The sequence below is a fragment of the Streptomyces sp. NPDC007856 genome (assembly GCF_042868225.1).
Lineage (GTDB): Bacteria > Actinomycetota > Actinomycetes > Streptomycetales > Streptomycetaceae > Streptomyces.
The window spans coordinates 302,397-325,800 of record NZ_JBIAEC010000012.1; the positions used below are offsets into that span (position 1 = coordinate 302,397).

Below are 23,404 nucleotides of genomic sequence, written 5' to 3' on the forward strand. Positions count from 1 at the left end.
TCGATGGACACCTTCGCGCTCATCGTGACCATCGCGGTCGCGCTCTTCTTCACCTACACCAACGGCTTCCACGACTCGGCGAACGCGATCGCGACGTCGGTGTCGACGCGGGCGCTGACCCCGCGGGCGGCCCTCGCCATGGCCGCCGTCATGAACATGGCCGGTGCGTTCTTCGGCACCGGCGTCGCCAAGACCGTCAGCGAGGGCCTGATCGAGACACCCTCGGGCTCGACCGGGATGGGCATCCTCTTCGCGGCCCTGCTGGGCGCGATCACCTGGAACCTGATCACCTGGTACTTCGGCCTGCCGTCCTCGTCCTCCCACGCCCTGTTCGGCGGCCTCGTCGGCGCGGCCCTGGCGGGCGGTACGGCGGTGCACTGGAACGGCGTACTGGACAAGATCATCATCCCGATGTTCCTGTCTCCCGTGGTCGGCCTGATCGTCGGCTACCTCGTCATGCTGGCGATCATGTGGCTGTTCCGCCGGGCCAACCCGCACAAGGCCAAGCGCGGCTTCCGTATAGCGCAGACGGTCTCCGCGGCCGGCATGGCCCTCGGGCACGGCCTCCAGGACGCCCAGAAGACCATGGGTGTCGTGGTGATGGCACTGGTGATTTCCGGCCACGAGACGTTCGGCGAGCCGATCCCGGTCTGGGTGAAGATCGTCTCGGCCGTGATGCTGTCCCTGGGCACCTACGCGGGCGGCTGGCGCATCATGCGCACCCTGGGTCGCAAGATCATCGAGTTGGACCCCCCGCAGGGCTTCGCGGCCGAGGCCACCGGCGCCTCGATCATGTTCGGCACGGCCTTCCTCTTCAAGGCGCCGATCTCCACGACCCACGTCATCACCTCGGCGATCATGGGCGTGGGCGCGACCAGGCGCGTCAACGCCGTGCGCTGGGGCGTTGCCAAGAACATCGTCCTCGGCTGGTTCATCACGATGCCGGCAGCCGCGCTGTTCGCTGCGCTGGCTTTCGGCGTGGAGAAGCTGACGGTGCTGTAAAGTCGTCAGTAGAGTACGGGTACGTACCCGTACCCATTGCGTGCCGAGGAGTCCTACGATGGCCGACGCCAACGTCCGTATCCCTGAGGAAGCCCGGGACCGGCTCGCCGCCATAGCGGCAGCCGAGGGGATGTCGCTGCGCGCCTACCTCGCACGGCTGGCCGAAGCCCTGCTCACGCCCGCCGAGCGGGCCGAGCGGGCCGAGCGGGCCCGCGCCGCCCTGACGGAGTGGACCGGCTACGCACCCACTCCCGCAGAGGAACGAGACCTCGACAGCGAGCTGGACCGTCGGCTGGCCCGGGCGGCCGCCCGGTGAGCGACGCGATGCACATCGTCCTGGACGACACCGCCATGGCCGCGGCCGGCCGGGGCAATGCCCTTGCCTCCCGGTTGATCCACCGCGCCCACGTGGAGGTCGGCTGGTACCTGTACGCCCCGGCGTGCGCACTGGTCGAAGCCGACCGGGCCCGTCCTGGTACCGCGGAGCATCTCGCCGCGCTGCCGGGCATCGTCCTCCTGGACCTGGACCTGCCCGCGGCCCTGGCGGTGGCCCAGCGGAACACGTGGGCCTCGGCGCACTGTCAGTACGCTGCTCAGCCCAGCCCGGACCGTCCCGACGGCGCGCTCATCGCCACCGTCACCCCGGATCGGTGGATCGGCGAGCCGGTGCGGGTGCTGGACCTCAACCCGTAAAGACCCTGACGGCCTGCCGGCCACAGCGCCCCCAGCCGGACGCAATGGGCCCGCCCCCGGGAGCCAGGGGCGGGCCCTCTTGCGTCCTCGCGGTGGCACCGCCATGCAGCACCGCGAGGGGTCTATGGCACCGGGCGTCGGCTCAGCCGAAGCGGCCCGAGATGTAGTCCTCCGTCGCCTGGACGGACGGGTTGGAGAAGATGCGCTCGGTGTCGTCGATCTCGATCAGGCGGCCGGGCTGGCCCACCGCGGCGAGGTTGAAGAACGCCGTACGGTCCGAGACGCGCGCCGCCTGCTGCATGTTGTGCGTCACGATGACGATCGTGAAGCGCTCCTTCAGCTCGCCGATCAGGTCCTCGATGGCGAGGGTGGAGATCGGGTCCAGGGCCGAGCAGGGCTCGTCCATGAGCAGGACCTTCGGCTCGACCGCGATCGCGCGGGCGATACACAGGCGCTGCTGCTGGCCGCCGGACAGGCCGGAGCCCGGCTTGTTCAGGCGGTCCTTGACCTCGTTCCAGAGGTTCGCGCCCTTGAGCGACTTCTCGACGATGTCGTTCAGCTGGCTCTTCTTGTAGTTGCCGTTCAGGCGCAGACCCGCCGCCACGTTGTCGAAGATCGACATCGTGGGGAAGGGGTTCGGGCGCTGGAAGACCATGCCTACCTCACGGCGGACGGACACCGGGTCGATCCCGGCGCCGTACAGGTCCTCGTCGTCCAGGAGCACCTTGCCCTCGACGCGGCCACCGGGGGTGACCTCGTGCATCCGGTTCAGCGTGCGCAGGAACGTCGACTTGCCGCAACCGGAGGGGCCGATGAACGCCGTCACCGAACGCGGCTCGACGGTCATCGAGATGTCCTCGATCGCCTTGTGGGAGCCGTAGTAGGCGGTCAGTCCGCTTACGTCGATTCGCTTGGCCATGTCTACTTCACTTCCAGAAATTCAGGCTCGGTCGCTGTATGGCCGCGTCAGCGACCGGTCTTCGGGGCCTTCCAGCGGGCGATGCCGCGGGCCACCAGGTTGAGGATCATCACGAAGGCGATCAGCGTGAGAGAGGCCGCCCAGGCACGGTCGTACGCCGCGCTGGCACCCGCACTCTGCTGGTACTGCTGGAAGATGAACAGCGGCAGCGACGCCTGCGCACCCTCGAAGGGGTTGTTGTTGATGAACGGGTTGCCGAACACCAGCAGCAGCACCGGAGCGGTCTCACCCGCGATACGGGCGATGGCCAGCATGACACCGGTGGTGATACCGCCGAGGGAGGTCGGCAGGACCACCTTCAGGATAGTCCGCCACTTGGGCACACCGAGTGCCAGCGAGGCCTCGCGCAGCTCGTTCGGGACGAGCTTGAGCATCTCCTCGGTGGAGCGGACGACGACCGGCATCATCAGGATGGCCAGGGCCAGCGAACCGGCGAAGCCGAAGGGCTGCATCTGGAAGATGAGCATCAGCGACAGGATGAACAGGCCGGCGACGATCGACGGGATACCCGTCATGACGTCCACGAAGAACGTGACGGCCTTGGCGAGCCTGCCCCGCCCGTACTCCACCAGGTAGATCGCGGTGAGGATGCCGATCGGCGCACCGATGACGGTGGCGAGGCCGACCTGCTCCAGGCTGCCGATGATGGCGTGGTAGATGCCGCCGCCGGGCTCGGAGTCGGCGACGACGCCCATGGAGTGGGTGAGGAAGTAGACGTCGAGGACCTTCACGCCGCGCGAGATGGTCGTCCAGATCAGGGAGACCAGCGGGATGACGGCGAGCAGGAAGGCGACCCAGACGAGGGAGGTGGCGACCCGGTCCTTGGCCTGCCGGCGGCCCTCGACCTTGGCGGCGATGCCGTAGGTGCCGAGGACGAAGAGGACCGCGGCGATCAGGCCCCACTGGACCTTGCTGCTGAGCCCGCCGATCAGGCCGATGGCCACGGCCAGGACGATCGAGCCGGCCGCGATGGCCCAGGGCGACCACTTCGGGAGGCTGGCGCCGCGCAGCGTGCTGGCGCGCTTGTCGGCGAGTGCGTGGCTCATGCGTTGGCCCCCGAGTACTCCTTGCGGCGGGCGATGATCATGCGGGCCGCGCCGTTGACCACCAGGGTGATGACGAAGAGGACGAGACCGGAGGCGATCAGCGCGTCGCGGCCCTGCTCGGTGGCCTCACCGAACTTGCTGGCGATGTTCTGGGCGAAAGTGCCGCCGCCCGGGTTCAGCAGGCTGGCGTGGATGACGTAGTCCGGGGAGAGCACGGTGGCGACGGCCATCGTCTCGCCGAGGGCGCGGCCGAGGCCGAGCATGGACGCGGAGATCACACCGGAGCGGCCGAAGGGCAGCACGGCCATGCGGACGACCTCCCAGCGGGTGGCGCCGAGGGCCAGGGCGGCCTCCTCGTGCATCCGCGGGACCTGCCGGAACACCTCACGGCTGACGTTGGTGATGATCGGCAGGATCATGATCGCCAGCAGGATGCCGACGGTGAGCATGGAGCGGGGGGCGCCGCCGTCCCAGGAGAAGATGCCGGTCCAGCCGAAGTAGTCGTTCAGCCAGCCGAACAGGCCCGCCATGTGCGGGACGAGGATCAGGGCACCCCAGAGGCCGTACACGATGGACGGCACGGCGGCGAGCAGGTCGATCACATAGGCGATGGGACCGCTCAGCCGGCGCGGGGCGTAGTGGGTGAGGAACAGCGCGATCGCGACGGCGACCGGGACCGCGATGGCCATGGCGATGACCGAGGAGACGATCGTGCCGAAGGCCAGCACCGCGATGCCGAAGACCGGCGGCGTGAGGTTGGTGTTCCACTCGAAGGTGGTGAGGAAGTTCCCGTGGTCCTTGCTGATCGCGAGGGACGAACGGTAGGTGAGGAAGACCGCGATCGCGGCCATGATCCCCAGCAGCAGAATGCCCGAGCCGCGGGTGAGGCCGAGGAAGACACGGTCGCCGGGGCGGGACGCGCCGCGGGCGTTGCGCTTCTGCTCGGCCACGTTGGGCTGGGGCGTGGGGGGAGGTGTGTCAGTTGTCTTGGTCGATATGTCCATCGGGTTCTCCGGTCTGCGGAGCCGGCCGCCCGGGTGGGGCGGCGACTCATGGCGGCGGTGCACCGGACGGTGCGGCCCGGCCCGTCTGGGCGCCGGGCCGCACTTTCGGATCAGATCAGCTCAGGCCCGCGATGGTGGTGCGGACCTTGCCGATGATCGCGTCGGGGATCGGGGCGTAGTCGTTGCTCGACAGGAGCTTCTGACCGTCCTCGCTGGCGATGTAGCTGAGGAACGCCTTGGTGGCGGGCAGGGTGTCCGCCTTGTTGCCCTTGTCGCAGACGATCTCGTACGTCACCAGGGTGATCGGGTAGGCGTTCTCGGCCTTGGTGGCGTAGTCCAGCTTCAGCGACAGGTCCTTGCCGGTGCCGACGACCTTGGCGGCCGCGATGTCGGCGGTGGCGCTCTCGACGGAGGGCTTGACCGGGGTCTTGGCGCCGGTGGCGATGGAGACGGTGTTCATGTCCTTGGCGTAGGACAGCTCGAAGTAGCCGATCGCGCCGGAGTTCTGCTTGACGCCCTGGGCCACACCGGCGGAGCCGGAGGCCGCCTGGCCGCCCTTGGCCTGCCAGGCCTTGCCGCCGGAGTACTTCCAGTTGTCCGGGGTGGTGGCGATCAGGTACTTGGTGAAGTTGTCCGTGGTGCCGGAGTCCTCGGAGCGGTGGAAGGCCTGGATCTTCAGGTCCGGGAGCTTCGCCGAGGGGTTCAGCTTCTTGATCGCCGGGTCGTTCCAGTTCTTGATCTTGCTGTCGAAGATCTGGGCGATCGTCGGGGCGTCCAGGACCAGGTTGTCGACACCCGGGACGTTGTAACCGAGGGCGATCGGGCCGCCGACCATCGGCAGGTCGATGCCCTGGCCGCCGGAGCAGACCTTCTGGGAGGCGGTGACCTCGTCCGGCTTCAGCCGGGAGTCGGAACCCGCGAAGGCGAGCTGACCCTGGTTGAAGGAGGTGACACCGGCGCCGGAGCCGCCACCCTTGTAGTTGATCTGCACGCCACAGGCCTGGGAGAACTCCTTGACCCAGGCGTCGATCGCGTTCTTCTGCGCGGAGGAGCCGTCTGCGAGCAACTGGCCCTTGGCGTTGTCACACTTGATCGAGGAGGCGTTGGCCGAGCCGGACGCGTTGCCCGAGGCCTTGCTGCCGCCACCGTTGTCGTCCGAGCCGCACGCCGTCAGGGCCAGGGCACCGGTCACGGCGATCGCACCGAGCGAGAGGGCCCGCAGCCGGTTCTTGCGCTGAAGCATCACTTTCGGGAGTTCCTTCCAGGAGCCGCCGCGGTCGGCGGCGTGCGAGGTATGGAGGAGCGCGAGCGCAAATGGCCGCGCTCCGCACCGTGCACGGCCGAAATTAGGCAGAACAGGTGAAGCCGCCGATGGCCGGAAGTGAACGGAGGGTGAACCCCTGCCGTCGGCCCGGTAAGGTCACGGAATGCTTACGGGGAGGGCACGTGCCGGTTCCGACCAACGGGTTACGCGGGACCGTCTTCGACGTTCGTTCTCCTGTGCGTGAACTGTTACGAACCAACGCGCCCGGGGGGTCGTCTCATTCCAGGACGGGCCAAGGAGGCCCGCGGAAAGGCGGCACAGGACGATGGGCATGGAACGGCGTACGTTCGTCGCGGGCGGCACGGCCGTACTGGCCGCAACCGCGTTCACCGGCTGCAGCTCGAGCGCGGGCAGGGCCACTGCCTCGGCGAGCACGGGCTCATCCTCGCTCACGTCGCTCAAGACCACCAGTGCCAATGCCGCCGCGAGCTGGACGGCCCTCGCCCATGACCTGGACGGCACCCTGGTCCGGCCCGACGACGCGGGCTGGAACACGGCCCACCAGCTGTACAACACCCGCTTCGACGCCCTGAAGCCCGTCGCGGTCGCCTATGTGGCCCACGCCGGCGACATCCGTACGACCCTCGCCTACGCCCAGGCCCATGGCATCCGGGTGTCCATACGCAACGGCGGCCACTCCTACGCGGGCTACTCCTCCGGCGACAACCGCCTCATCCTCGACGTGTCCCCGCTGAACCGCATACGCGTCTCCGGCGGACAGGCCGTCGTCGGCGCCGGCTCCAAGCTGATCGACGTCTACCGGGCGCTGGCCGCGAAGGGCGTGACCATACCCGCGGGCTCCTGCCCCACCGTCGGCGTCTCCGGCCTGGTCCTCGGCGGCGGCCACGGCGTCGCCTCCCGCGCCTACGGCCTGACCTGCGACAGCCTCACCCAGGCGACGGTCATCACGGCCGACGGCACCCAGGTGACGGCGAACGCGTCCTCGCACTCCGACCTCTTCTGGGCCCTGCGCGGCGCCGGCAACGGCAACTTCGGCGTCGTCACCGAGCTGCAGTTCAAGACCCACCCGGCCCCGCAGGCCGTGACGGCGTACATGACATGGCCCTGGTCCAAGGCCGCGGCCGTGCTGAAGGCCTGGCAGGAGTGGGGCCCGAGCCAGCCGGACGAGATCTGGTCCTCCCTGCACCTGGAGTGCTCACCGGGCCGCACCCCCACCGTCTCGCTGGCCTGCTTCTCCCTGGGCACCTACGGCGAACTGCAGAACGCGGTCGACCGCCTGGCCCACGCGGCCGGCGCGAACGCCTCCTCCGTCAGCCTGCGCCGCCGGGGCTACGAGGAGGCGATGGAGATCTACGCCGGCTGCTCCTCCTTCTCCACGGACGCCCAGTGCCACCTCCCGGGCTCCACCCCCGGCCGCTCCCCCCAGGGCCGCCTGGGCCGGGAGACGTACGCGGCCCGCTCCGACTTCTTCGACCGCTCACTGTCGGCGGCGGGCATCCAGACGGTGCTGCGGCAGATCGCCTCGGTCCGGGGCGGCGCGGGCAGCATCGCCTTCACCGCCCTCGGCGGCGCGGTCAACCGCGTCTCCCCCACCGCGACGGCCTTCGTCCACCGCCGCTCCCGGATGCTGGCCCAGTACATCGCGTCCTGGGGCGCGGGCGCCTCCGGCGCCACGGCCCAGTCCTGGCTCACGTCCGCCCACCAGGCGATGGCCCCGTACGCCTCCGGAGCCGCGTACCAGAACTACACCGACCCGACGCTGAAGGACTGGAAGAGGGCGTACTACGGGGACGCGGCGACCCGGCTCGGCACGGTGAAGAAGCAGTACGACCCGCAGAGGTTCTTCTCGTACGCGCAGGGGTTGTAAGACGGGCACGGGGGCCGCAGTGCCGTCGGCTACGCCGCGAGGTCCCGTTCCTCGGACTCCACCGGCGTACGGGCAGGCGGAAGCACGGCCCCCGCACGCCCCCCGCTCACCGATCGCTTCCGTACGACCCACCCCGCCCGGGGCGACCGCTCCACCGCCCGCATCAGCGGGGTGAGCAGCGCCATGGCCGGCGGGGAGAGCAGCAGGGCGACGGCCGTACCGAGCGCGAAGCCGCCGACGACGTCCGTCGGATAGTGCACGCCCATGTAGACCCGGCAGAAGCCCTCCAGCAGGGCGAGTCCGATGCCGGCGATGCCGAAGCGGCGGTTGGCGACGAAGAGGCCGACGCCCAGCGCCATGGTGATGGTCGCGTGGTCGCTGACGAAGGAGAAGTCGGTCTTGCCGGAGACGAGGACGTCGAGGCCCTGGTGGGCGACGAAGGGGCGGGGGCGTTCCACGAAGCCCCGGATCGGCACGTTGACCAGCACGGCGATGCCGGCCGCGAGCGGCGCCCACACCAGCCCGGCGACGGTGGACGCGGCGTCCTCGGCACCTCGGCGCCGCACGGACCACCAGCACCACAGCACGAGCAGCACCATGGCGAGCAGCAGGCCGTACTCACCGACGAACTCCATGGCCCGGTCGAACCAGTGGGGCGCGTCCTTGGCCAGGCCATTGATGTCGTAGAGCAGCTCGACGTCGGGGTTCGATCCGGATTCGGCGAGTACAGCCATGGTGCTGCGGCCCCTTCGTCGTCTACCGGACGCACCTCGTGTGCGCCGCTCCTACCCCCGTGGTTCGTAGATCCGCTTCCGCTGCACTGCCGTACTGCCCGTACTGACGTCCGCTCGGCTACGTCAACAGGAACGCACGGTCGCCGTCAATACGTTCCGCTCTCCACTGAATGATCACGCAGACGTTATCGAAGAGAGACTCATCACCGCAGCTCAGGGGGTTGGTTCACGCTCGGTCACACCGTTTCAAACCGTCGTGGGGAGCGCTTTCGCGCCATCTTCGGTGACGCGCGTGGCGCCGAAGTAGTCCCGCGTGTCGATCGGGTCGAACCGAATGACCGCTCCGGTCCTCGGCGCGTCGATCATGTACCCGCCGCCCACATAGATCCCCACGTGATGGATGGCCCGTGAGTCGCTGGGATCGGTGGAGAAGAACACGAGGTCACCCGGGAGCAACTGGTCCCGCGACGGATGCGGCCCGGCGTTGTACTGGTCATTGGCCACACGCGGCAGCGCGATCCCGACCTTCGCGTACGCGGCCTGCGTCAGCCCCGAACAGTCGAACCGCCCACCCTGCTCGGCCGATCCCTCCCCGCCCCACAGATACGGCGTCCCCAACTTGCCCTGCGCGAAGGCGATGGCGCCGGCGGCCTGCTGGGTGGGGTCGACGCGGGTCACGGGCGCGGCGAAGCTCTTCGACAGAGTCGTGATCGTCTTCACGTAGTTCTGGGTCTCCTGGTACGGCGGTACGCCCCCGTACTTGATCACCGCGTAAGCGCCCGCGTTGTAGGCGGCGAGCATGTTCTCCGAGACGTTCCCGGGCACGTCCTTGACGTACTTGGCGAGTTCGCAGTCGTACGCGGCGGCCGACGGGATCGCGTCGTTCGGGTCCCAGACGTTGCGGACGCCGTCGCCGTTGCCGTCGACCCCGTGCGTCGCCCACGTCCCGGGGATGAACTGCGCTATCCCCTCCGCCTTCGCCGGGCTCACGGCGTTGGGGTTGAAACCGCTCTCCTGGTACAACTGGGCGGCCAGCAGGGCCGGGTTGAGGGCGGTGCACAGATTGCCCCACTTCTGCACCAGTGTCTTGTACGCCGCCGGAACAGCCCCCTTGGCGAGTCCCACACTGCCTGAGCCGACGCCGTTGGCGAGGTTGCCGGCGACGACGTACACGCCGACGACGAGCAGCATCACGAAGCTCAGGCCGAGCCCGACCGCGACGCCGCCCACCACCCACACTTTGCGCACGCCCCAACCCTCCCCCATATGCGGCCTGTTCAAGGCCACATTCTCGGCACGTCCGTACCCCCGGCCAACATTTCGGCCTATTCGCGACGCTCGCGTGGCCTACCGGCCGACGACGTGGCAGCCCGCGCTCAAGGGGTCGCGCCCCTCTTTGACGGGCGCGCGGCCTCTTCCGTACACCGGGAAGTCACCGGTGCCGACATCAGCGCCGAACGGCTCGGGCAACGGCACCAGCTCCCTGAACTTCCCCGGCAGCAGGTCCTGGTAGGCGCCGTCGTCGAGCCGGCTGTGCAGGGCCCGGGTGGCCTTGCGCGGGTCGATGACGAGCAGCAGCGGGACGCGCGCCACGGCGTACCAGTCGACCTTGTCGCGGATGCCTTGGGACTTCTCGGAAGGGGAGACGACCTCGACGGCGAACGCGGTGTCCCCCTGGGCCACAAGCCAGTCGTCGGCATGCTCCCATTCCGTCATTCCGTGGGCAGAACGATCAGACTCGGCGTCAGCCGTCGAGCTTCAAGGAGTCCAGCGGAATACGGCCGTACAGGCGAGGACCAGCTCATTGGCCGTGTCTCGGGCGGAGGTATCGGCCGCGTCCGGGGCTTCGTCGGCGGCAGGCATGGTGCCGGGCGTGGGCAGGCGGGCGACCCATGCGCCGTCGTCCGACAGCCCGTTGCGCCAGGAGCGGCCCTCGGTCGCGTGATAGTCGACGGCAGCACGCTCGTGCGGCCAGGCGACCGTCGTTGTGCAGATGGTGGACAGGAACTCCTCGACACCGTCGAGTGCCCCCTCGTCCGTCAGCGACTGCGAGACGCCGTGCTGCGCAAGGTGGTTCCGCCGAAGGGCGCGCTGGCCTTCATCGCGATGTCGTTCGTCGTGGTCATCCTGGTGGTCTCCGACGGCAGCCTGTCCACGCTGCTCTCCCACCCGGGTGACTTCGGCCCCGACGCGCTGCTCCTCTTCGCCGCGCTGCGCTGGGTGCCGCGCCCGCCGTGACGACGATCCTCCCCGAACTCGCCTGCATGAGCGTCATCGCCGGTTTCGTGGGCGTCCTCGGCTGGAACTTCGGCAACCGCTACCTCGGCCCGCTCAACGGTGTCCTCTCCATGGACGTCGTCCCGATCACCGCGTTCGTCATCTCGGCGCTGACCGGTGTGGTCCCGGCCGGCATGCAGGTGGTCGGCGCCTCGCTGACCGCGCTGGCGCTGATCTTCAACAACCTGTACCTGCGCCGGGTCGCCCAGCGCACGGCGGCGGCAGCGGCAGCGAAGGCCGCGGCCGCGAAGCCGGCGGTGACGGCGACGGACGGGAAGACCTCCCCGGTCGCGGCGAGCCGCTGATCGACCGACGGGCCTGCCGAACCGCGGCTGCCCGGGGGCGCACCCCCCGCGGCAGCCGCTTCCGTGTCCCCTGCTCTTCAGGGATCGCCGATCGCGTCCCTGTACAGCTCGGCGGCGCCCCTGCCCAGCACCACGCTGTACGACACGTCATCGGTCGAGCCGCCCTCCTCGTGGCCGCCGAGGATGCCGACGACCTGGTCGTCACCGTTGATCCAGGGGCTGCCGCTGGTGCCGCTGGTGAAGGCGGGGCAGTCGATGCGCTGCTGGGTGCGGCTGTGCACGGCCGGTTTGTTGGTGCATTTGATGGGCACCTCGCGCGAGTCGGGGTAGCCGATGACGGTCACGGCGGTGGCGCCGGTTGCGGTACCGGTGGTGAACCGACCGGCTCCGACGACGTCCTCGATCCGCTTGCCGTCCAGGTCGTCGACGGTGACGAGGGCCAGGTCGCTGTCCTCGTCCTGGTCCTTGGCCCAGCCGTCGGGCAGATAGCGCTTCCCGACCTTCCACACCCCGTGCGGCGCCTGTCCGTCCCGGTAGCCCGGCACGAACACCAGGTCGCTGTCGGCGCCGTCCACGCAGTGCGCGGCGGTGACGAGGAGGTTGCCCCGCGGGCTGTGCACGACCGAGGCCGTGCAGAAGTGGCCGCCGGACAGGTCCTCGGCCCGGTCCGCGCCGAACAGCGCGCCGACCCGCGCCGACTGCCGAGTGGCGACGGCATCGGCGGTGACCCCTAGGGGCCCCGGCCCGTCATCGGCGGCCGCTACGGACGCCGAGGTCAGGGCGAGCATCACCACGGCGCCGAGCAACGCGGGACGCGAGGTGACCATGATGCGTGAGATGCGCTTCATCAGTGCTCACTGTCCCCCACGAACGTGAGAATGCCGCCGCGACTTAACTGAGATTTTCCTGTGAAACCTCCCGACGGGCGCGCCCCTTACCGGCCATACCCCTCCGACCAGGTGCGATTACATGACGTCATGACCGGCTGACCGGCTTCAGCGCCCACTCCACTCCGGTCAGCTCCTCCGACAGGGTCCACAGACGCCGGGCCGCCGCCGGATCACTGGCCGCCGCGCTGCGGCCGACCAGCGTGGGGGCGCCGCGCATCTCGCCGAGGCCGGCCGGGCCGACGTAGGACGCGCCGGGGAGGTCCTGGCTCGCGGCGTAGAGGGTGGGCAGGGCGCCGGCCTTGTCGCTCTGGGCGAACAGCCTGTTGCCGACCCCCATGGCACCCCTCATCAGCGGGTTCGCGTGGTGGCTCTGGAGGTTGGTGGCAGCCCAGCCGGGGTGCGCGGCCAGGGCCCGGACCGGGGAGCCGGCCTCGGTGAGACGGCGCTGGAGTTCCAGGGTGAACAGGAGATTGGCCAGCTTGGACTGGGCGTAGGCGCGGGTCGGCGTGTAGCGGCCGTGCAGGTTCACGTCCTCGAAGCTGATCACTCCGTCGCCGAAGCGGTGGGCGCCGGAGGCCACGGTCACCACGCGGTCCGTCACATACGGCAGCAGCAGGTTGGTCAGCGCGAAGTGACCCAGGTGGTTCGTGCCGAACTGCATCTCGAAGCCCTGCTTGGTGCGCTGCTCCGGCAGCATCATCACGCCCGCGTTGTTGATCAGCACATCCAGCGGGCGGTCCCAGCCGGCCGCGAACTCCCGTACCGAGTCCAGGTCGGCCAGGTCCAGGCGGCGCACCTCGGTGCTGCCGCTCACCTTCGCCGCGGCGGCGCCGCCCCGCGCGAGGTCCCGTACGGCGAACACCACATGGGCTCCGGCCCGAGCCAGCGCCTCGGCGGCGACGAAGCCGATGCCGCTGTTGGCGCCGGTGATCACGGCCGTACGGCCGGTCAGGTCGGGGAGACGGGTCGCGTTCCAGTTATCGTTCATGCCCCCCAAAGTAGGCACCGACAACAATGATGTCAATGACAACATCAGGTTACGATGGTCCGCATGCCGCGCATGTCCCCGTCACCGACGAACCGCCCCTACCACCACGGAGACCTGCGCGCCGCCCTGCTCAAGAGCGCCGAGCGCACCCTGCGCGAGAAGGGGGTCGGCGCGCTCTCGCTGCGCGAGCTGGCCCGGGACGTCGGGGTGAGCCACGCGGCCCCCGGCCGGCACTTCAAGGACAAGCAGGCCCTCATAGACGCCCTCGCGCTGGACGGGTACGAGCGCATGAACCAGGCCCTGGGCGCCGCTGCCGGACAGCCCGGCCTCACCTTCGAGGGACGCATGGCGGCGCTCGCCCGCGCCTACCTCGGCTTCGCCGTCGAGAACCCGGAGCTGCTGGAGCTGATGTTCGCGCGCAAGCACGCGCCCGACAGCTCCGCCCAGCTCGCCGCGGCCGTCGACGAGTCCCTCGGCTCCTTCGCCCGCATGATCGCGGAGGCGCAGGAGCGGGGCGAGATCGTCGCCGGCGACCCCGAGCGGATCACCATGATCGCCGCCGCGAGCCTGCACGGCCTCGCCGCCCTCATCGCCGCCTGCGCGCTCGACGCCGAGGAGGCCATGAGCGGCCTGGACGAGCACGTCCATCTGCTGCTCCACGGCCTCAAGCCCCGCTGAACCCGCCGGGGTCGGCCGAACCACCTCTGTGCCGTACCTGTGCCCCGGGTCAAGCCGCACCCAGCACGGCGCCAGCACACTGCCATCGACCAGCAATCCCCCAACGGCCTTGAGTAACGCGAAAGTCAGAATTCCGAAAGCCTCTTGTTGTCGCGTACTCAACAACGCGATGGTCGTCGCGGGCCGCCGCCCCCACCGGTCACCCACCGGTGGCCCCCCACACCCGCAGGCCTCTGACCACCACTCACAGGAGGCTGTACCTTGCGTACGACCACCCCTAACTCCCCCCACATACGCGGCAGATGGCGCCGGATCGGATCGGCCGCCGCGGCCACCGCCGCACTCCTCGCCGCCAGCCCGACCACCGCGGCCCACGCCGAAGCCGCCACCACGTCCCACACGGCTCCTACGGCACCGGCTGGTACACCTACGGCGGCACCAGCGCCAGCTCGCCCATCATCGCCTCGGTCTACACCCTCGCCGGCACCCCGAACAGCAGCGACTACCCGGCCCAGTACCCGTACAACGCGGCCGGCACCTCCGCCCTCAACGACGTGACCAACGGCAGCAACGGCTCCTGCGCCACGGCGTACTTCTGCACCGCCGGCTCCGGCTACGACGGCCCGACCGGCTGGGGCACCCCGCAGGGCACGAGCGCCTTCGGCGCGAGCTGAGCGCCACCGCCCGAACCACCCCGTCGGGTCACGGGGAGCCGCCGGTGTGAGGGGGACGTGGGGTCCCCTCGGCGGCACGGAAAGGAGAACGGGCCACGGCAGCCGGCCGTGGCCCGTTCTCCCCCCACCGGACACCAGAAGCTGCTCACCGAAGGCGGCCGACGCCGCCACCCCTCCGCCTACAACGACCCGAACGCCGAGGCCGACCGCGCGAAGTACCGCTCGTACTACGGCCTGTCCGCCTGCACCGCGGCCAACGGCTGCTTCAGGAAGGTCAGCCAGGCCGGCTCCACCACCTTCCTCCCCACCAGCGACGCCGGTTGGTCCGAGGAGAGCTCCCTCGACCTCGACATGGCCTCCGCCGGCTGCGGCGCCGAGTACCCGGCCGCCTCCAAGTACGTGACGGCGGTGGGCGGCACGGCCCTGCCGAAGTCCTCCTCGACGAGCCGCGGCTGGACGGAGACGGACGGCGTCCCGGTCCACCGACTCCTACGGAGTGACCGCCGGCCGGCACACCTTCGGCGGCACCAGCGTCGGCTCGCCCGTCATCGCCGCCGTTCACCCCCTCGCCGGCACCCCGTCAAGCGGTAGTTACCCGGCCAAGTTCCCGTCCTCCGCGTCCGGCACCTCCGCCCTGAACGACGTCACCAGCGGCTGCACCGCCCAGTCCGGCTACGACGGCCCGACCGGTTGGGGCACCCCGGCGGGCGTGACGGCCTTCACCGGCTGACCGCACCCACTGCTTCGCAGGCCACCGGCCCCGACGGCACCCGCCGCCGGGGCCATGTCCTGTTCCCCGCCCCCACCCATGAGAACATCATCTCGACGCCTCACCCGACCAGCCGTCAGAAACCGCGCCAGGTCGTAAAGGACGACAACGACCCAACCACACGACAGGTTCCGGTCGGACCTCGTTGCCCGGCGTGACCTGCCGTGATACACAGAGTGACCGTACGCGCCATTCGTACGAAACCCGCCAGCCAATGACGTCAAGTCGACATACGACCGCGAAGTTGTCGGCGACAATGAGACCTGCCCTCCGCGCACCGCGGGGGCCACGCGGAACTATCCACCAGGGGCGGTGACTTACATGCTCTTTGCGGCCGACAAGGGAGACATCAACACCATCATCGGCGGGATCGCTCCGAACTGGGGCCCCTTCGGCAGCCTGGGCAACGAGGCGAAGGTGATGATCGAGGTGGTCATGGCCGTGGCCATCCTCCTGTGCCTCGGCATCGCGGTATGGGGCGCGGCCAAACAGCGCATCGGCGCGACCGCCCTGCGCGACACCTTCAGCGCCGAGCAGGGCAAGGGCCTCATCGTCGCCGGCCTGACCGGGGTGTTCATCATCGGCTCCCTCGGCACCCTGTTCACGATCGTGTACGGCATGGCGGTCTGAGTCCCTGAAGGTTGCGTCTCCCTGATGTCGAGTCACCACACCGCGCCCGCGCGGCAAGCAGCACGGCTACCGTCGTACGCCTACGAGGGTGAGGGAGCGCGCACGCCATGACCTCCGGAGACGACCAGGCCTACACCGACTACGGCGACACGGGCCACACCCGCACCCGCCTCCCCGAAACCGACCCCTACGGCGGCGCCCCCCGCCGAGGCCCCCACCGCTCCTCCTCCCGCTCCCTGGTCACGGTGGTCGGCGTAGTGGTCCTCCTCATCGCCGCGATCGCTTTCGCCAACAGGGGGGACGGTTCATCGACCGACGACTCGACCGCGAAGAACCACAAGCCGACAACGGCGCCCACGGACGCCAGCGGAACACGTCCCGTGGACACCAAGACCGCCGACGTACCGACCGGATTCGCCCACACGGAGCAGGGTGCACAGTCGGCCGCCTCGAACTACGCCGTGGCGCTGGGCTCGACGGGCATGTTCAACAAGGACAGCCGCGACTCCCTCCTGCACCTCCTCTACACCTCCGAAGCGGCGGCCAGACTCCAGGGACAGATGGACCAGGCCTACTCGGCCGACTTCCTCGTCACGATGGGCCTCGACGCCTCGGGCAACCCGCCGAAGGGCAGTACGTTCGTCTCCCGGGTGGTCCCGGTCGGCACGACGGTCCAGCACTACACGGAGAACGACGCCAAGGTTGCGGTCTGGTACCTGGGGCTCATCGGCATGGCCGGCAACTCCTCGACCGACCCTGTCACCTCGTCCTGGAAGACCTGGACGTTCGACCTGCAGTGGTCCGGGGGCGACTGGAAGATCACCTCCGACGCCCAGAAGGACGGCCCCGCACCGGTACCCGGCGACGACAAGGCCGCCACCTCCGACGAGATCAGCAAGGCCATCGAAGAGTACGGAGGGTTCACGTATGCCCGGTAGCCCGCGACGTACGCTCAAGCTCGCCGGAGTCGTGACAGCCGTACAGACCACGGCCGTACTGCTGGCCACACGTGCCGTCGCCGCGCCCTCACCCGGCCCCTCGCCCGCACCGTCGAAGAAGTACAACTGCGACGTCATCTCCGGCGAGGCCAAGAAGTACTGCGAACGCGGCAACACCTCCGGCGGCTCAGGGGGTTCCAACCTCCCGGACGACTCCACCCTCGACCCCCTGTCCTCCCTCGCCAAGGGCTGTGCCGAAGCCGCGTCCTGGACCATCGGGAAGCTCAGCAAGGCCGTGAAGGAGACCGCCAACGTCGACTTCACCAATCCCAAGTTCCTGCAGCAGTACGCGATCGTCTTCGCCGCGTCGACGATCCTGACCCTGCTGCTGTGGCTGCTGGCCGTGGCCAAGCGCGCGGTGCGCGGTGTGCCGCTGACCACCGCCATCTCGGAAGCCGTCGGATTCCTGTGGCTGACGGTGCTCGCCTCCGCCTTCACCCCGCTGATCCTCTACACGGTCGTGTCCGCGACCGACGGAGTGACCGACGTCCTCGCCAAGGCCACCGGCGACCAGGCCGACACGTTCTTCGGCACCTTCTCCGGCGCCCTCGGCAAGGGCACCGACATCGGCGGCGGCCCGATCATGCTGATCGTGGTCTCCCTGGTCAGCATCCTCGCCGCCGGCGTCCTCTGGCTGGAACTGGTCATCAGGGCCGCCCTCCTCTACGTCGGCGCCCTCCTCGGCACCGTCGTCTACGCGGGACTGGTGGACAAGAACCTGTGGGGGCATGTCCGGCGCTGGGCCGGAATCATGATCGCCGTGATTCTCGTCAAGCCCGTCATCGTCATCGTGCTCGGGCTCGCCGGCGCCCTGTCCAGCGGCAACGGCCCCGACGCCTTCTCCGCCGTCGTCTCCGGCCTCGCCATCATCCTGCTCGCCATCTTCGCCAGCGCGATGATCTACCGCTTCGTCCCCGGCTTCGGCGACGAGATCGCGAACGGCCGCAACAACCGCATCATGCAGGGCGCCGAAAGCAAGGCAGCCGCCGTCATCAGCTCCCCCGCCACCCTCGTCGCCCAGGGCATCAAGACCCACAGCACCCGCGCCGACAACAACGGAGCCGGCGCGGGACAGACCGGCAGCAGCACCCCACGCCCGGCCAACCCCGCCACCGGCGGGGTCGCCGCCCACAGCAGCCGCCCCACCGGGGGCGGCGGCGGAGCCGTCCCCTCCGCCACGCCCGCGCCCCGCGCACCCAGCCCGGTCAACACCCCGCACGCCGGCAACGCCCGCAACGTCAACCGCACGGGAGGTGAAGGGCGTTGACGACCGAGTCCCACCTGTCCCATCCGGTCACGCCCCGTCGTACATATCTCATCGGCCGCGCCCGGCCGAACGCGATCATCGGCCGCAACCGCGAGTCCGGCGAGATCGCGCTGATCGTCGCGGGCGCGTTCCTCGGCATGATGTGCGGCCTCCTCGTCCCGGTCCTGTCCCTGCGGATCGTGCTGCTGATGGGCTTCCCACTGCTCGCGCTCGCCGCGGTCTACGTGCCGTACAAACGCCGCACCTTCTACAAGTGGTTCGAGATCAACCGCAGCTACAAGCGGACCGTCAAGAGCGGCGCCCACTACCGCTCGGCCGCCATGGAAGCCGGCACGCGCCTCGACGGACGCGAGGTCGAGATCGGCCCGCCCCCGGGCATCGGCCGCATCACCTGGCTCGCCGCCCCCTTCGGGCCCGACGAGATCGCCGTACTCCTGCACGCCGACCGCAAGACCGTCACCGCCGCCATCGAGATCGAGGGCCCCGGTGTCGGCCTGCGCGACTCCGAGGACCAGGAGGCCCTGGTCGACCGCTTCGGCACCCTGCTCAAGCACGTCGCCAACGGCGACGGGTTCGTCACCCGGCTGCAGATGCTCGCCCGCACCCTGCCCGCCGATCCCGACGCCCACGCCAAGGACGTCGCCCAACGCGGCGACCCCCGCTCCCCCGGCTGGCTCCAGCAGTCGTACGACCAGCTGCAGTCCATGGTGTCCACCAGCAGCGAGCAGCACCGCGCCTACCTCGTCGCCTGCATGCACTACAGCCGCGAACTGGCCGCCGAGGCACACGCCATGGCCCGCGCCGTCCGCGCCCGCGGCACCAAGGTCGACCGGGACTCGGGCCTGGCGGTGGTCATGGCCCGCGAGCTGACCGACATCTGCTCCCGGCTCCAGGAGGCCGACATCCGGGTCCGCCAGCCGCTGGGCCAGAGCCGGCTCGCCTCCCTCATCCACTCCATGTACGACCCCGACCACCCCATCGACCACATCCAGGCGATGACCAAGCGCAACGCCTGGCCGGCCGAGCTCGACGCCATGGAGCCCACCTACCTCCAGGCCAAGACCCGCGAGTCCAACACCCGCGCACCCTGGTGCCACGCCACCGCCTGGGTGAAGGAGTGGCCCATGACCCCGGTCGGGGTCAACTTCCTCGCCCCCCTCCTCGTCCACACCCCGGACGTCATCCGAACGGTCGCGGTGACGATGGATCTCGAACCCACCGAGGTAGCCATCGAACGCATGCTGACCGAGAAGACCAACGACGAGGCCGAGGCCTCCCGCGCCGCCAAGATGAACCGCACCGTCGACCCCCGGGACGTCGCGGCGCACAACCGCCTCGACCAGCGCGGCGAAGACCTCGCCAGCGGCGCCGCCGGCGTCAACCTCGTCGGCTACATCACCGTCTCCGCCCGCACCCCGGAGGCCCTCAACCGCGACAAGCGGACGATAAGGGCCTCCGCCGGCAAGTCGTACCTCAAGCTGGAGTGGTGCGACAGAGAGCACCACCGCGCCTTCGTGAACACACTTCCCTTCGCCACCGGCATCCGAAGGTAGGGGCTGATTCACCGATGCGGGATCCGCTGTCCGTCCTCACCGACACCTTCACCTCCTTCCTCTTCGGGAAGGTCGAGACGACCCGGCTGCCGGTGCGCACCTCCACGGGCCAGGCCCAGGCGGTCTATCTGCCCACCGCCGCGCCCGGCCTCGGCGACTCCGGTGTCATCATCGGCCGCGAGGTCTACTCCGGAAAGGGCTACATCTACGACCCCTTCCAGCTCTACGGCCAGCAGCTCCCGGCTCCGCACTGGCTGGTCCTCGGCGAGTCCGGCAACGGCAAGTCGGCCCTGGAGAAGACCTACGTCCTGCGCCAACTGCGCTTCAGGGACCGCCAGGTCGTCGTCCTGGACGCCCAGGGCGAGGACGGGGTGGGTGAGTGGAACCTCATCGCGGAGGAACTGCGGATAACTCCCATCCGGCTGGACCCCATGGCCGCCCTGGACCACGGGATCCGGCTCAACCCGCTCGACCCGGCGATCACCACCACCGGGCAGCTCGCGCTGCTCCGGACGATCATCGAGGTCGCCATGGGCCACAGCCTGGACGAACGCTCCGGCTTCGCCCTCAAGGTCGCCCACTCCTTCGTCAACGAGACGATCGTCGACCGCCAGCCGGTCCTCTCCGACATCGTCGAGCAGCTACGGCACCCCGAGCCGGAGTCGGCCGAGGCGATGAACGTCGCCATAGACGACGTACGGGCCTGGGGCCTGGACGTGGCCCTGGTGCTGGACCGCCTCGTCGACGGTGACCTGCGCGGCATGTTCGACGGCCCGACGACCGTGGGGATCGATCTGGACGCCCCGCTGATCGTCTTCGACCTCTCCCACATCGACCGCAACTCCATCGCCATGCCCATCCTCATGGCGATCGTCGGCGTCTGGCTGGAACACACCTGGATCCGTCCCGACCGCAAGAAGCGCATCTTCCTGGTCGAGGAGGCCTGGCACATCATCAACAGCCCGTTCGTGGCCCAGCTGTTCCAGCGGCTGCTGAAGTTCGGCCGCCGGCTGGGGCTCTCGTTCGTGGCGGTGGTGCACCACCTGTCCGACGTCGTGGACGGCGCCGCGGCCAAGGAGGCGGCGGCGATCCTGAAGATGGCCTCCACCAGGACCATCTACGCCCAGAAGGCCGACGAGGCCCGGGCCACCGGCCGGGTGCTGGGTTTGCCGCGGTGGGCCGTGGAAATCATCCCGACACTGACGCCCGGCATCGCCGTATGGGACGTCAACGGCAATGTCCAGGTGGTCAAACACCTGGTCACGGAGACGGAACGCCCGCTGGTCTTCACCGACCGCGCGATGACCGAGTCCTCCAGCGACTTCACGGCCGACGACGCCCTGCGCGCCGCCGAGCTGGAGGCCGAGCAGCGGGCCGCGGCCTTCGTGGAGCAGCATCTGGGCGACTCCGAGTCGACGGTGGCGTAGGGGCGCGAAGGACAGGGGAGGAACGGGTGAGACCGGACGCTCGTGATCGCCGCGAGGACCGCCGGGAGGGCCAGGGCGGCATCCCCGACGGCCTGCTGATCGGCATCCTCGCGTTTCTCCTCGGCATGACGTTGCTGGTGTGGACGGCCACGGGCCTCGCCGCCCTCTTCGCCAAGGGCGCCTGGCCCCATGGCGTCACCTTCACCCGCACGCCCCTCGCCATGCGCCACCTCATCGGCGAACCCCACGACATCGCCGGTGCCTGGCCGGACACCCCCGCTTCCCAGCTCTCCGGCTGGGGCCTGTTCTGGGGTCTGTTCATCGGCCAGTTGATGATCCTGTTCGTCCTCACCGTGTTCGTGATGGGAGCGGTGGCGAGATGGCGGGCGGGGAGGGCACGGGCGCGGGCCCAGAAGCCGATCCCGACGGCGCCGGAACAGCGGTACGAGGTGCCGGTAGAGCGGTACGAGGTGCCGGTAGAGCGGTACGAGGTGCCGGTAGCGCGTACGGAGCCGGAGCCTGCGGAGGCTGTCCAGGCCCCGCAGCCCCGTGTGACCCCACCGGATCCGGCACCGCAGAAGCCCTTGGCTCCCCTCTCGGCCGACGGTGAAATGGTGGACGCGTCGGAAACCGCTCGTCCCAATGGCCCGGTGCTCTACGCCCCACCCGCAGCCCGCCAGACGGCCGCAGCGCAAGCCGTACGCGACGCGGAAGGCCCCGCCCTGGTCGTCACCTCGAACCCCGCCCTCTGGTCCGAGACAAAGGACGCCAGAGCCAAACTCGGCCCCACCCTCCTCTACGACCCCACCCACCTCTGCGACACCCCGGCCCGCCTCCACTGGTCCCCCACCACCGGCTGCGAGGACAAACAGACCGCGCTGAGCAGAGCCACCGCCCTCCTCGGACCCGTACAGCCCACGGCCAGGATCGACCAGACCGTGGCCGACACCGCGGTGACGCTCCTGCGCAGCTACCTCCACGCCGCAGCCCTGGAGAACCGCACCGTCCGCCACGTCCACCGCTGGTCCCAGGGCATCCAGGTCCAGGACGCCGTACGCACCCTCCGCACCCACCCCAAGGCCGCCCCCGGCGCCGCCGGCGAACTCGAGGCCGCGCTCACCGCACACCCCGAGCGCCGCGACATCGCCCAGGAACTGACCAACCGGGCCCTGTCGGCCCTGTCCACGGTGAACATCCGTGAGGCCTGCACCCCGAACCGAACAGATGCCCTGTCACTGGATTCCTTCGTCCACGAAGGGGGCACGCTTTATGTGGTCGGTGAATCCATCGAGGACTCCAGGAGCAATCCCGGCGCGATGCCGCTCCTGACGGCCCTCGTCTCCAGCGTGGTCGAGCGCGGCCGGCGCATGGCCGAACGGTCATCCTCCGGTCGGCTCGACCCACCACTGACCCTGGTCCTGGACGACATCGCGGCCGTGGCCCCGGTCCCTCAGCTCCCCGACCTGCTCGCCACCGGCACCGAGCAGGGCCTGCCCACCCTCGCCCTGCTCCGCTCCCGCGAACAGGCCCGCTCCCGCTGGCCGCACCGGGAACTACCCGTCTAGGACGGCCCCTGCAGCACGAACTCCAACTCGTTCTGCCCCGTGTCCCGCACGAACGGCACGACCACCCCGCTCGGCACGAACCCCGCCTTGCGGTAGGCGCCCTGGGCGCGTTCGTTGTCCTCGTGCACCAGCAGCCGCACCCGCTCGACACCCCGCTGCCGCGCCCACTCCACACCGGCGTCGAGCAGGGCCTTGATCAGCCCGTTCCCGCGGTGCTCGGGCCGGACGAACACCCCGACCACATGCCCCTGCCGGCACTCGACGGCCAGTCCGGCCCAGTCCTTGGTCCCGGCCTCCTCGATGAGCACGGTGACCGAGCCGGCCCAGGTCCCGTCGGGCGTCTCAGCGATGAACTGCCGGGCCGCCGTGGACCCTTCCCCGGATCCGACCGCGCGGTCCTGCCAGAACACGTCCGCGCGTGCCTCGGCCTCCTCGTACGTCTCCAGGAAGGCGAGGCCCGCGCTCGGGTCCCGCAGCGCGTCCAGGCGCAGTTGCTTCACTCGGGGCCAGTCGTCGGGTCGTATGGCGCGGATGAGGTAGTCACTGCTGGTCGAGGTGCTCATGTGGGCCACCGTAGTGCCGCCCGTCGTCAGTGGCATCCCATATTGGGAAACGCTGTGAAACGCAGAAAGGCCCACGCCATCCGGCGTGGGCCTTTCCCAAGAATTGTTCGGCGGCGTCCTACTCTCCCACAGGGTCCCCCCTGCAGTACCATCGGCGCTGTGAGGCTTAGCTTCCGGGTTCGGAATGTAACCGGGCGTTTCCCTCACGCT

At 69.7% G+C, this 23,404-nt stretch carries 23 protein-coding genes, 1 rRNA gene and 2 pseudogenes; 15 read left to right on the forward strand and 11 right to left on the reverse strand.

Annotated elements, in window-relative coordinates:
- Positions 1 to 3: 3 nt before the first annotated feature.
- Genes ACFYOH_RS28145 through ACFYOH_RS28155 form a run of 3 tightly spaced genes read left to right on the forward strand, consistent with a single transcriptional unit; the run spans position 4 to position 1,695 of the window.
- A complete protein-coding gene (locus tag ACFYOH_RS28145; RefSeq protein ID WP_388630934.1) occupies positions 4 to 1,002 on the forward strand; it encodes an anion permease in 999 nt (332 codons plus the stop codon).
- Between the two features lie 58 nt (positions 1,003 to 1,060).
- Entirely contained in the window at positions 1,061 to 1,318 is a 258-nt protein-coding gene (locus tag ACFYOH_RS28150) for a hypothetical protein (protein WP_388630937.1), read from the forward strand.
- An 8-nt stretch (positions 1,319 to 1,326) separates the two neighbouring features.
- Complete coding sequence (locus ACFYOH_RS28155) at positions 1,327 to 1,695, forward strand: hypothetical protein (RefSeq protein ID WP_388631008.1); 369 nt, start codon at positions 1,327 to 1,329, stop codon at positions 1,693 to 1,695.
- Positions 1,696 to 1,837: 142 nt separating this feature from the next.
- On the opposite strand, the gene pstB is transcribed toward ACFYOH_RS28155, so the two are convergent.
- The 4 genes from pstB to pstS all read right to left on the reverse strand — a co-directional run bounded on the left by pstB (position 1,838) and on the right by pstS (position 5,970).
- On the reverse strand, positions 1,838 to 2,614 hold the full coding sequence (gene pstB / locus ACFYOH_RS28160; protein WP_069780064.1) for a phosphate ABC transporter ATP-binding protein PstB: 777 nt from the start codon (positions 2,612 to 2,614) through the stop codon (positions 1,838 to 1,840).
- Between the two features lie 47 nt (positions 2,615 to 2,661).
- Positions 2,662 to 3,720 (reverse strand): phosphate ABC transporter permease PstA, encoded by a 1,059-nt coding sequence (gene pstA, locus ACFYOH_RS28165; protein WP_388630940.1) that lies wholly within the window; start codon positions 3,718 to 3,720, stop codon positions 2,662 to 2,664.
- Positions 3,717 to 4,724, reverse strand: coding sequence for a phosphate ABC transporter permease subunit PstC (pstC, locus tag ACFYOH_RS28170; RefSeq protein WP_388630942.1), 1,008 nt, complete (start codon positions 4,722 to 4,724; stop codon positions 3,717 to 3,719). Before pstC ends, pstA begins: the two co-directional genes overlap by 4 nt.
- A 115-nt stretch (positions 4,725 to 4,839) precedes the next feature.
- Complete coding sequence (gene pstS / locus ACFYOH_RS28175) at positions 4,840 to 5,970, reverse strand: phosphate ABC transporter substrate-binding protein PstS (RefSeq protein WP_388630945.1); 1,131 nt, start codon at positions 5,968 to 5,970, stop codon at positions 4,840 to 4,842.
- A gap of 349 nt (positions 5,971 to 6,319) precedes the next feature.
- On the opposite strand from pstS, the gene ACFYOH_RS28180 reads away from it, so the two are divergent.
- Positions 6,320 to 7,876: an FAD-binding oxidoreductase gene (locus tag ACFYOH_RS28180; protein WP_388630948.1), complete on the forward strand. Its 1,557-nt coding sequence runs from the start codon at positions 6,320 to 6,322 to the stop codon at positions 7,874 to 7,876.
- Between the two features lie 29 nt (positions 7,877 to 7,905).
- Here the strand turns inward: ACFYOH_RS28180 and ACFYOH_RS28185 are convergent, their stop codons facing one another.
- From ACFYOH_RS28185 to ACFYOH_RS28195, 3 genes are all read right to left on the reverse strand, one after another.
- Entirely contained in the window at positions 7,906 to 8,610 is a 705-nt protein-coding gene (locus ACFYOH_RS28185) for a phosphatase PAP2 family protein (protein ID WP_388630951.1), read from the reverse strand.
- A 246-nt stretch (positions 8,611 to 8,856) separates the two neighbouring features.
- A complete protein-coding gene (locus ACFYOH_RS28190) occupies positions 8,857 to 9,876 on the reverse strand; it encodes an NlpC/P60 family protein (protein ID WP_388631011.1) in 1,020 nt (339 codons plus the stop codon).
- Between the two features lie 81 nt (positions 9,877 to 9,957).
- Positions 9,958 to 10,326, reverse strand: a complete 369-nt coding sequence (locus ACFYOH_RS28195) for a Uma2 family endonuclease (RefSeq protein ID WP_388630954.1) — start codon at positions 10,324 to 10,326, stop codon at positions 9,958 to 9,960.
- Between the two features lie 225 nt (positions 10,327 to 10,551).
- Here ACFYOH_RS28195 and ACFYOH_RS28200 point away from each other — a divergent pair, with 225 nt between their 5' ends.
- Together ACFYOH_RS28200 and ACFYOH_RS28205 are read left to right on the forward strand one after the other, a co-directional pair.
- A complete protein-coding gene (locus tag ACFYOH_RS28200; protein ID WP_388630957.1) occupies positions 10,552 to 10,848 on the forward strand; it encodes a hypothetical protein in 297 nt (98 codons plus the stop codon).
- Complete coding sequence (locus tag ACFYOH_RS28205; RefSeq protein WP_388630960.1) at positions 10,845 to 11,192, forward strand: hypothetical protein; 348 nt, start codon at positions 10,845 to 10,847, stop codon at positions 11,190 to 11,192. Before ACFYOH_RS28200 ends, ACFYOH_RS28205 begins: the two co-directional genes overlap by 4 nt.
- A 77-nt stretch (positions 11,193 to 11,269) precedes the next feature.
- Here ACFYOH_RS28205 and ACFYOH_RS28210 read toward each other — a convergent pair whose 3' ends face one another.
- On the reverse strand, positions 11,270 to 12,040 hold the full coding sequence (locus ACFYOH_RS28210; RefSeq protein ID WP_388630963.1) for a trypsin-like serine peptidase: 771 nt from the start codon (positions 12,038 to 12,040) through the stop codon (positions 11,270 to 11,272).
- A 127-nt stretch (positions 12,041 to 12,167) separates the two neighbouring features.
- Positions 12,168 to 13,070: an oxidoreductase gene (locus ACFYOH_RS28215; protein WP_388630966.1), complete on the reverse strand. Its 903-nt coding sequence runs from the start codon at positions 13,068 to 13,070 to the stop codon at positions 12,168 to 12,170.
- A 54-nt stretch (positions 13,071 to 13,124) separates the two neighbouring features.
- Here ACFYOH_RS28215 and ACFYOH_RS28220 point away from each other — a divergent pair, with 54 nt between their 5' ends.
- The 9 genes and pseudogenes from ACFYOH_RS28220 (at position 13,125) to ACFYOH_RS28260 (ending at position 22,631) form a co-directional block, all read left to right on the forward strand.
- Complete coding sequence (locus ACFYOH_RS28220; protein ID WP_388630969.1) at positions 13,125 to 13,748, forward strand: TetR/AcrR family transcriptional regulator; 624 nt, start codon at positions 13,125 to 13,127, stop codon at positions 13,746 to 13,748.
- 398 nt (positions 13,749 to 14,146) lie between these two features.
- Positions 14,147 to 14,422, forward strand: a pseudogene (locus ACFYOH_RS28225) (peptidase S8); the annotation flags it as partial.
- Positions 14,423 to 14,599: 177 nt separating this feature from the next.
- Positions 14,600 to 15,152 (forward strand): annotated as a pseudogene (locus ACFYOH_RS28230) (hypothetical protein); the annotation flags it as partial.
- A gap of 360 nt (positions 15,153 to 15,512) precedes the next feature.
- Positions 15,513 to 15,821: a hypothetical protein gene (locus ACFYOH_RS28235; RefSeq protein ID WP_190181597.1), complete on the forward strand. Its 309-nt coding sequence runs from the start codon at positions 15,513 to 15,515 to the stop codon at positions 15,819 to 15,821.
- A 107-nt stretch (positions 15,822 to 15,928) separates the two neighbouring features.
- Positions 15,929 to 16,759 (forward strand): hypothetical protein, encoded by an 831-nt coding sequence (locus ACFYOH_RS28240; protein WP_388630972.1) that lies wholly within the window; start codon positions 15,929 to 15,931, stop codon positions 16,757 to 16,759.
- The gene (locus ACFYOH_RS28245) at positions 16,749 to 18,086 is read left to right on the forward strand and encodes a hypothetical protein (protein WP_388630974.1); all 1,338 of its coding nucleotides are present in this window, start codon (positions 16,749 to 16,751) and stop codon (positions 18,084 to 18,086) included. The genes ACFYOH_RS28240 and ACFYOH_RS28245 overlap by 11 nt, the downstream gene beginning before the upstream one ends.
- Complete coding sequence (locus ACFYOH_RS28250; RefSeq protein ID WP_388630977.1) at positions 18,083 to 19,639, forward strand: SCO6880 family protein; 1,557 nt, start codon at positions 18,083 to 18,085, stop codon at positions 19,637 to 19,639. Before ACFYOH_RS28245 ends, ACFYOH_RS28250 begins: the two co-directional genes overlap by 4 nt.
- Before the next feature lie 14 nt (positions 19,640 to 19,653).
- Complete coding sequence (locus tag ACFYOH_RS28255; protein ID WP_388630980.1) at positions 19,654 to 21,066, forward strand: ATP-binding protein; 1,413 nt, start codon at positions 19,654 to 19,656, stop codon at positions 21,064 to 21,066.
- A 26-nt stretch (positions 21,067 to 21,092) separates the two neighbouring features.
- Positions 21,093 to 22,631 (forward strand): type IV secretory system conjugative DNA transfer family protein, encoded by a 1,539-nt coding sequence (locus tag ACFYOH_RS28260; protein WP_388630983.1) that lies wholly within the window; start codon positions 21,093 to 21,095, stop codon positions 22,629 to 22,631.
- Here ACFYOH_RS28260 and ACFYOH_RS28265 read toward each other — a convergent pair.
- On the reverse strand, positions 22,628 to 23,194 hold the full coding sequence (locus ACFYOH_RS28265; RefSeq protein ID WP_388630986.1) for a GNAT family N-acetyltransferase: 567 nt from the start codon (positions 23,192 to 23,194) through the stop codon (positions 22,628 to 22,630). The two genes, ACFYOH_RS28260 and ACFYOH_RS28265, sit on opposite strands and share 4 nt — an antisense overlap.
- A gap of 105 nt (positions 23,195 to 23,299) precedes the next feature.
- A 5S ribosomal RNA gene (gene rrf / locus ACFYOH_RS28270) occupies positions 23,300 to 23,404 on the reverse strand; the annotation flags it as partial.

Coding starts and splice junctions, on each gene's coding strand:
- ACFYOH_RS28190 (WP_388631011.1), bottom strand. CDS start 9,876: ATGGGGGAGGGTTGGGGCGTGCGCAAAGTGTGGGTGGTGGGCGGCGTC.
- pstC (WP_388630942.1), bottom strand. CDS start 4,724: ATGGACATATCGACCAAGACAACTGACACACCTCCCCCCACGCCCCAG.
- ACFYOH_RS28155 (WP_388631008.1), top strand. CDS start 1,327: ATGCACATCGTCCTGGACGACACCGCCATGGCCGCGGCCGGCCGGGGC.
- pstB (WP_069780064.1), bottom strand. CDS start 2,614: ATGGCCAAGCGAATCGACGTAAGCGGACTGACCGCCTACTACGGCTCC.
- ACFYOH_RS28180 (WP_388630948.1), top strand. CDS start 6,320: ATGGAACGGCGTACGTTCGTCGCGGGCGGCACGGCCGTACTGGCCGCA.
- ACFYOH_RS28195 (WP_388630954.1), bottom strand. CDS start 10,326: ATGACGGAATGGGAGCATGCCGACGACTGGCTTGTGGCCCAGGGGGAC.
- ACFYOH_RS28235 (WP_190181597.1), top strand. CDS start 15,513: ATGCTCTTTGCGGCCGACAAGGGAGACATCAACACCATCATCGGCGGG.
- ACFYOH_RS28150 (WP_388630937.1), top strand. CDS start 1,061: ATGGCCGACGCCAACGTCCGTATCCCTGAGGAAGCCCGGGACCGGCTC.
- ACFYOH_RS28210 (WP_388630963.1), bottom strand. CDS start 12,040: ATGAAGCGCATCTCACGCATCATGGTCACCTCGCGTCCCGCGTTGCTC.
- ACFYOH_RS28240 (WP_388630972.1), top strand. CDS start 15,929: ATGACCTCCGGAGACGACCAGGCCTACACCGACTACGGCGACACGGGC.
- ACFYOH_RS28185 (WP_388630951.1), bottom strand. CDS start 8,610: ATGGCTGTACTCGCCGAATCCGGATCGAACCCCGACGTCGAGCTGCTC.
- ACFYOH_RS28215 (WP_388630966.1), bottom strand. CDS start 13,070: ATGAACGATAACTGGAACGCGACCCGTCTCCCCGACCTGACCGGCCGT.
- pstA (WP_388630940.1), bottom strand. CDS start 3,720: ATGAGCCACGCACTCGCCGACAAGCGCGCCAGCACGCTGCGCGGCGCC.
- ACFYOH_RS28220 (WP_388630969.1), top strand. CDS start 13,125: ATGGTCCGCATGCCGCGCATGTCCCCGTCACCGACGAACCGCCCCTAC.
- ACFYOH_RS28255 (WP_388630980.1), top strand. CDS start 19,654: ATGCGGGATCCGCTGTCCGTCCTCACCGACACCTTCACCTCCTTCCTC.
- ACFYOH_RS28265 (WP_388630986.1), bottom strand. CDS start 23,194: ATGAGCACCTCGACCAGCAGTGACTACCTCATCCGCGCCATACGACCC.
- ACFYOH_RS28145 (WP_388630934.1), top strand. CDS start 4: ATGGACACCTTCGCGCTCATCGTGACCATCGCGGTCGCGCTCTTCTTC.
- ACFYOH_RS28245 (WP_388630974.1), top strand. CDS start 16,749: ATGCCCGGTAGCCCGCGACGTACGCTCAAGCTCGCCGGAGTCGTGACA.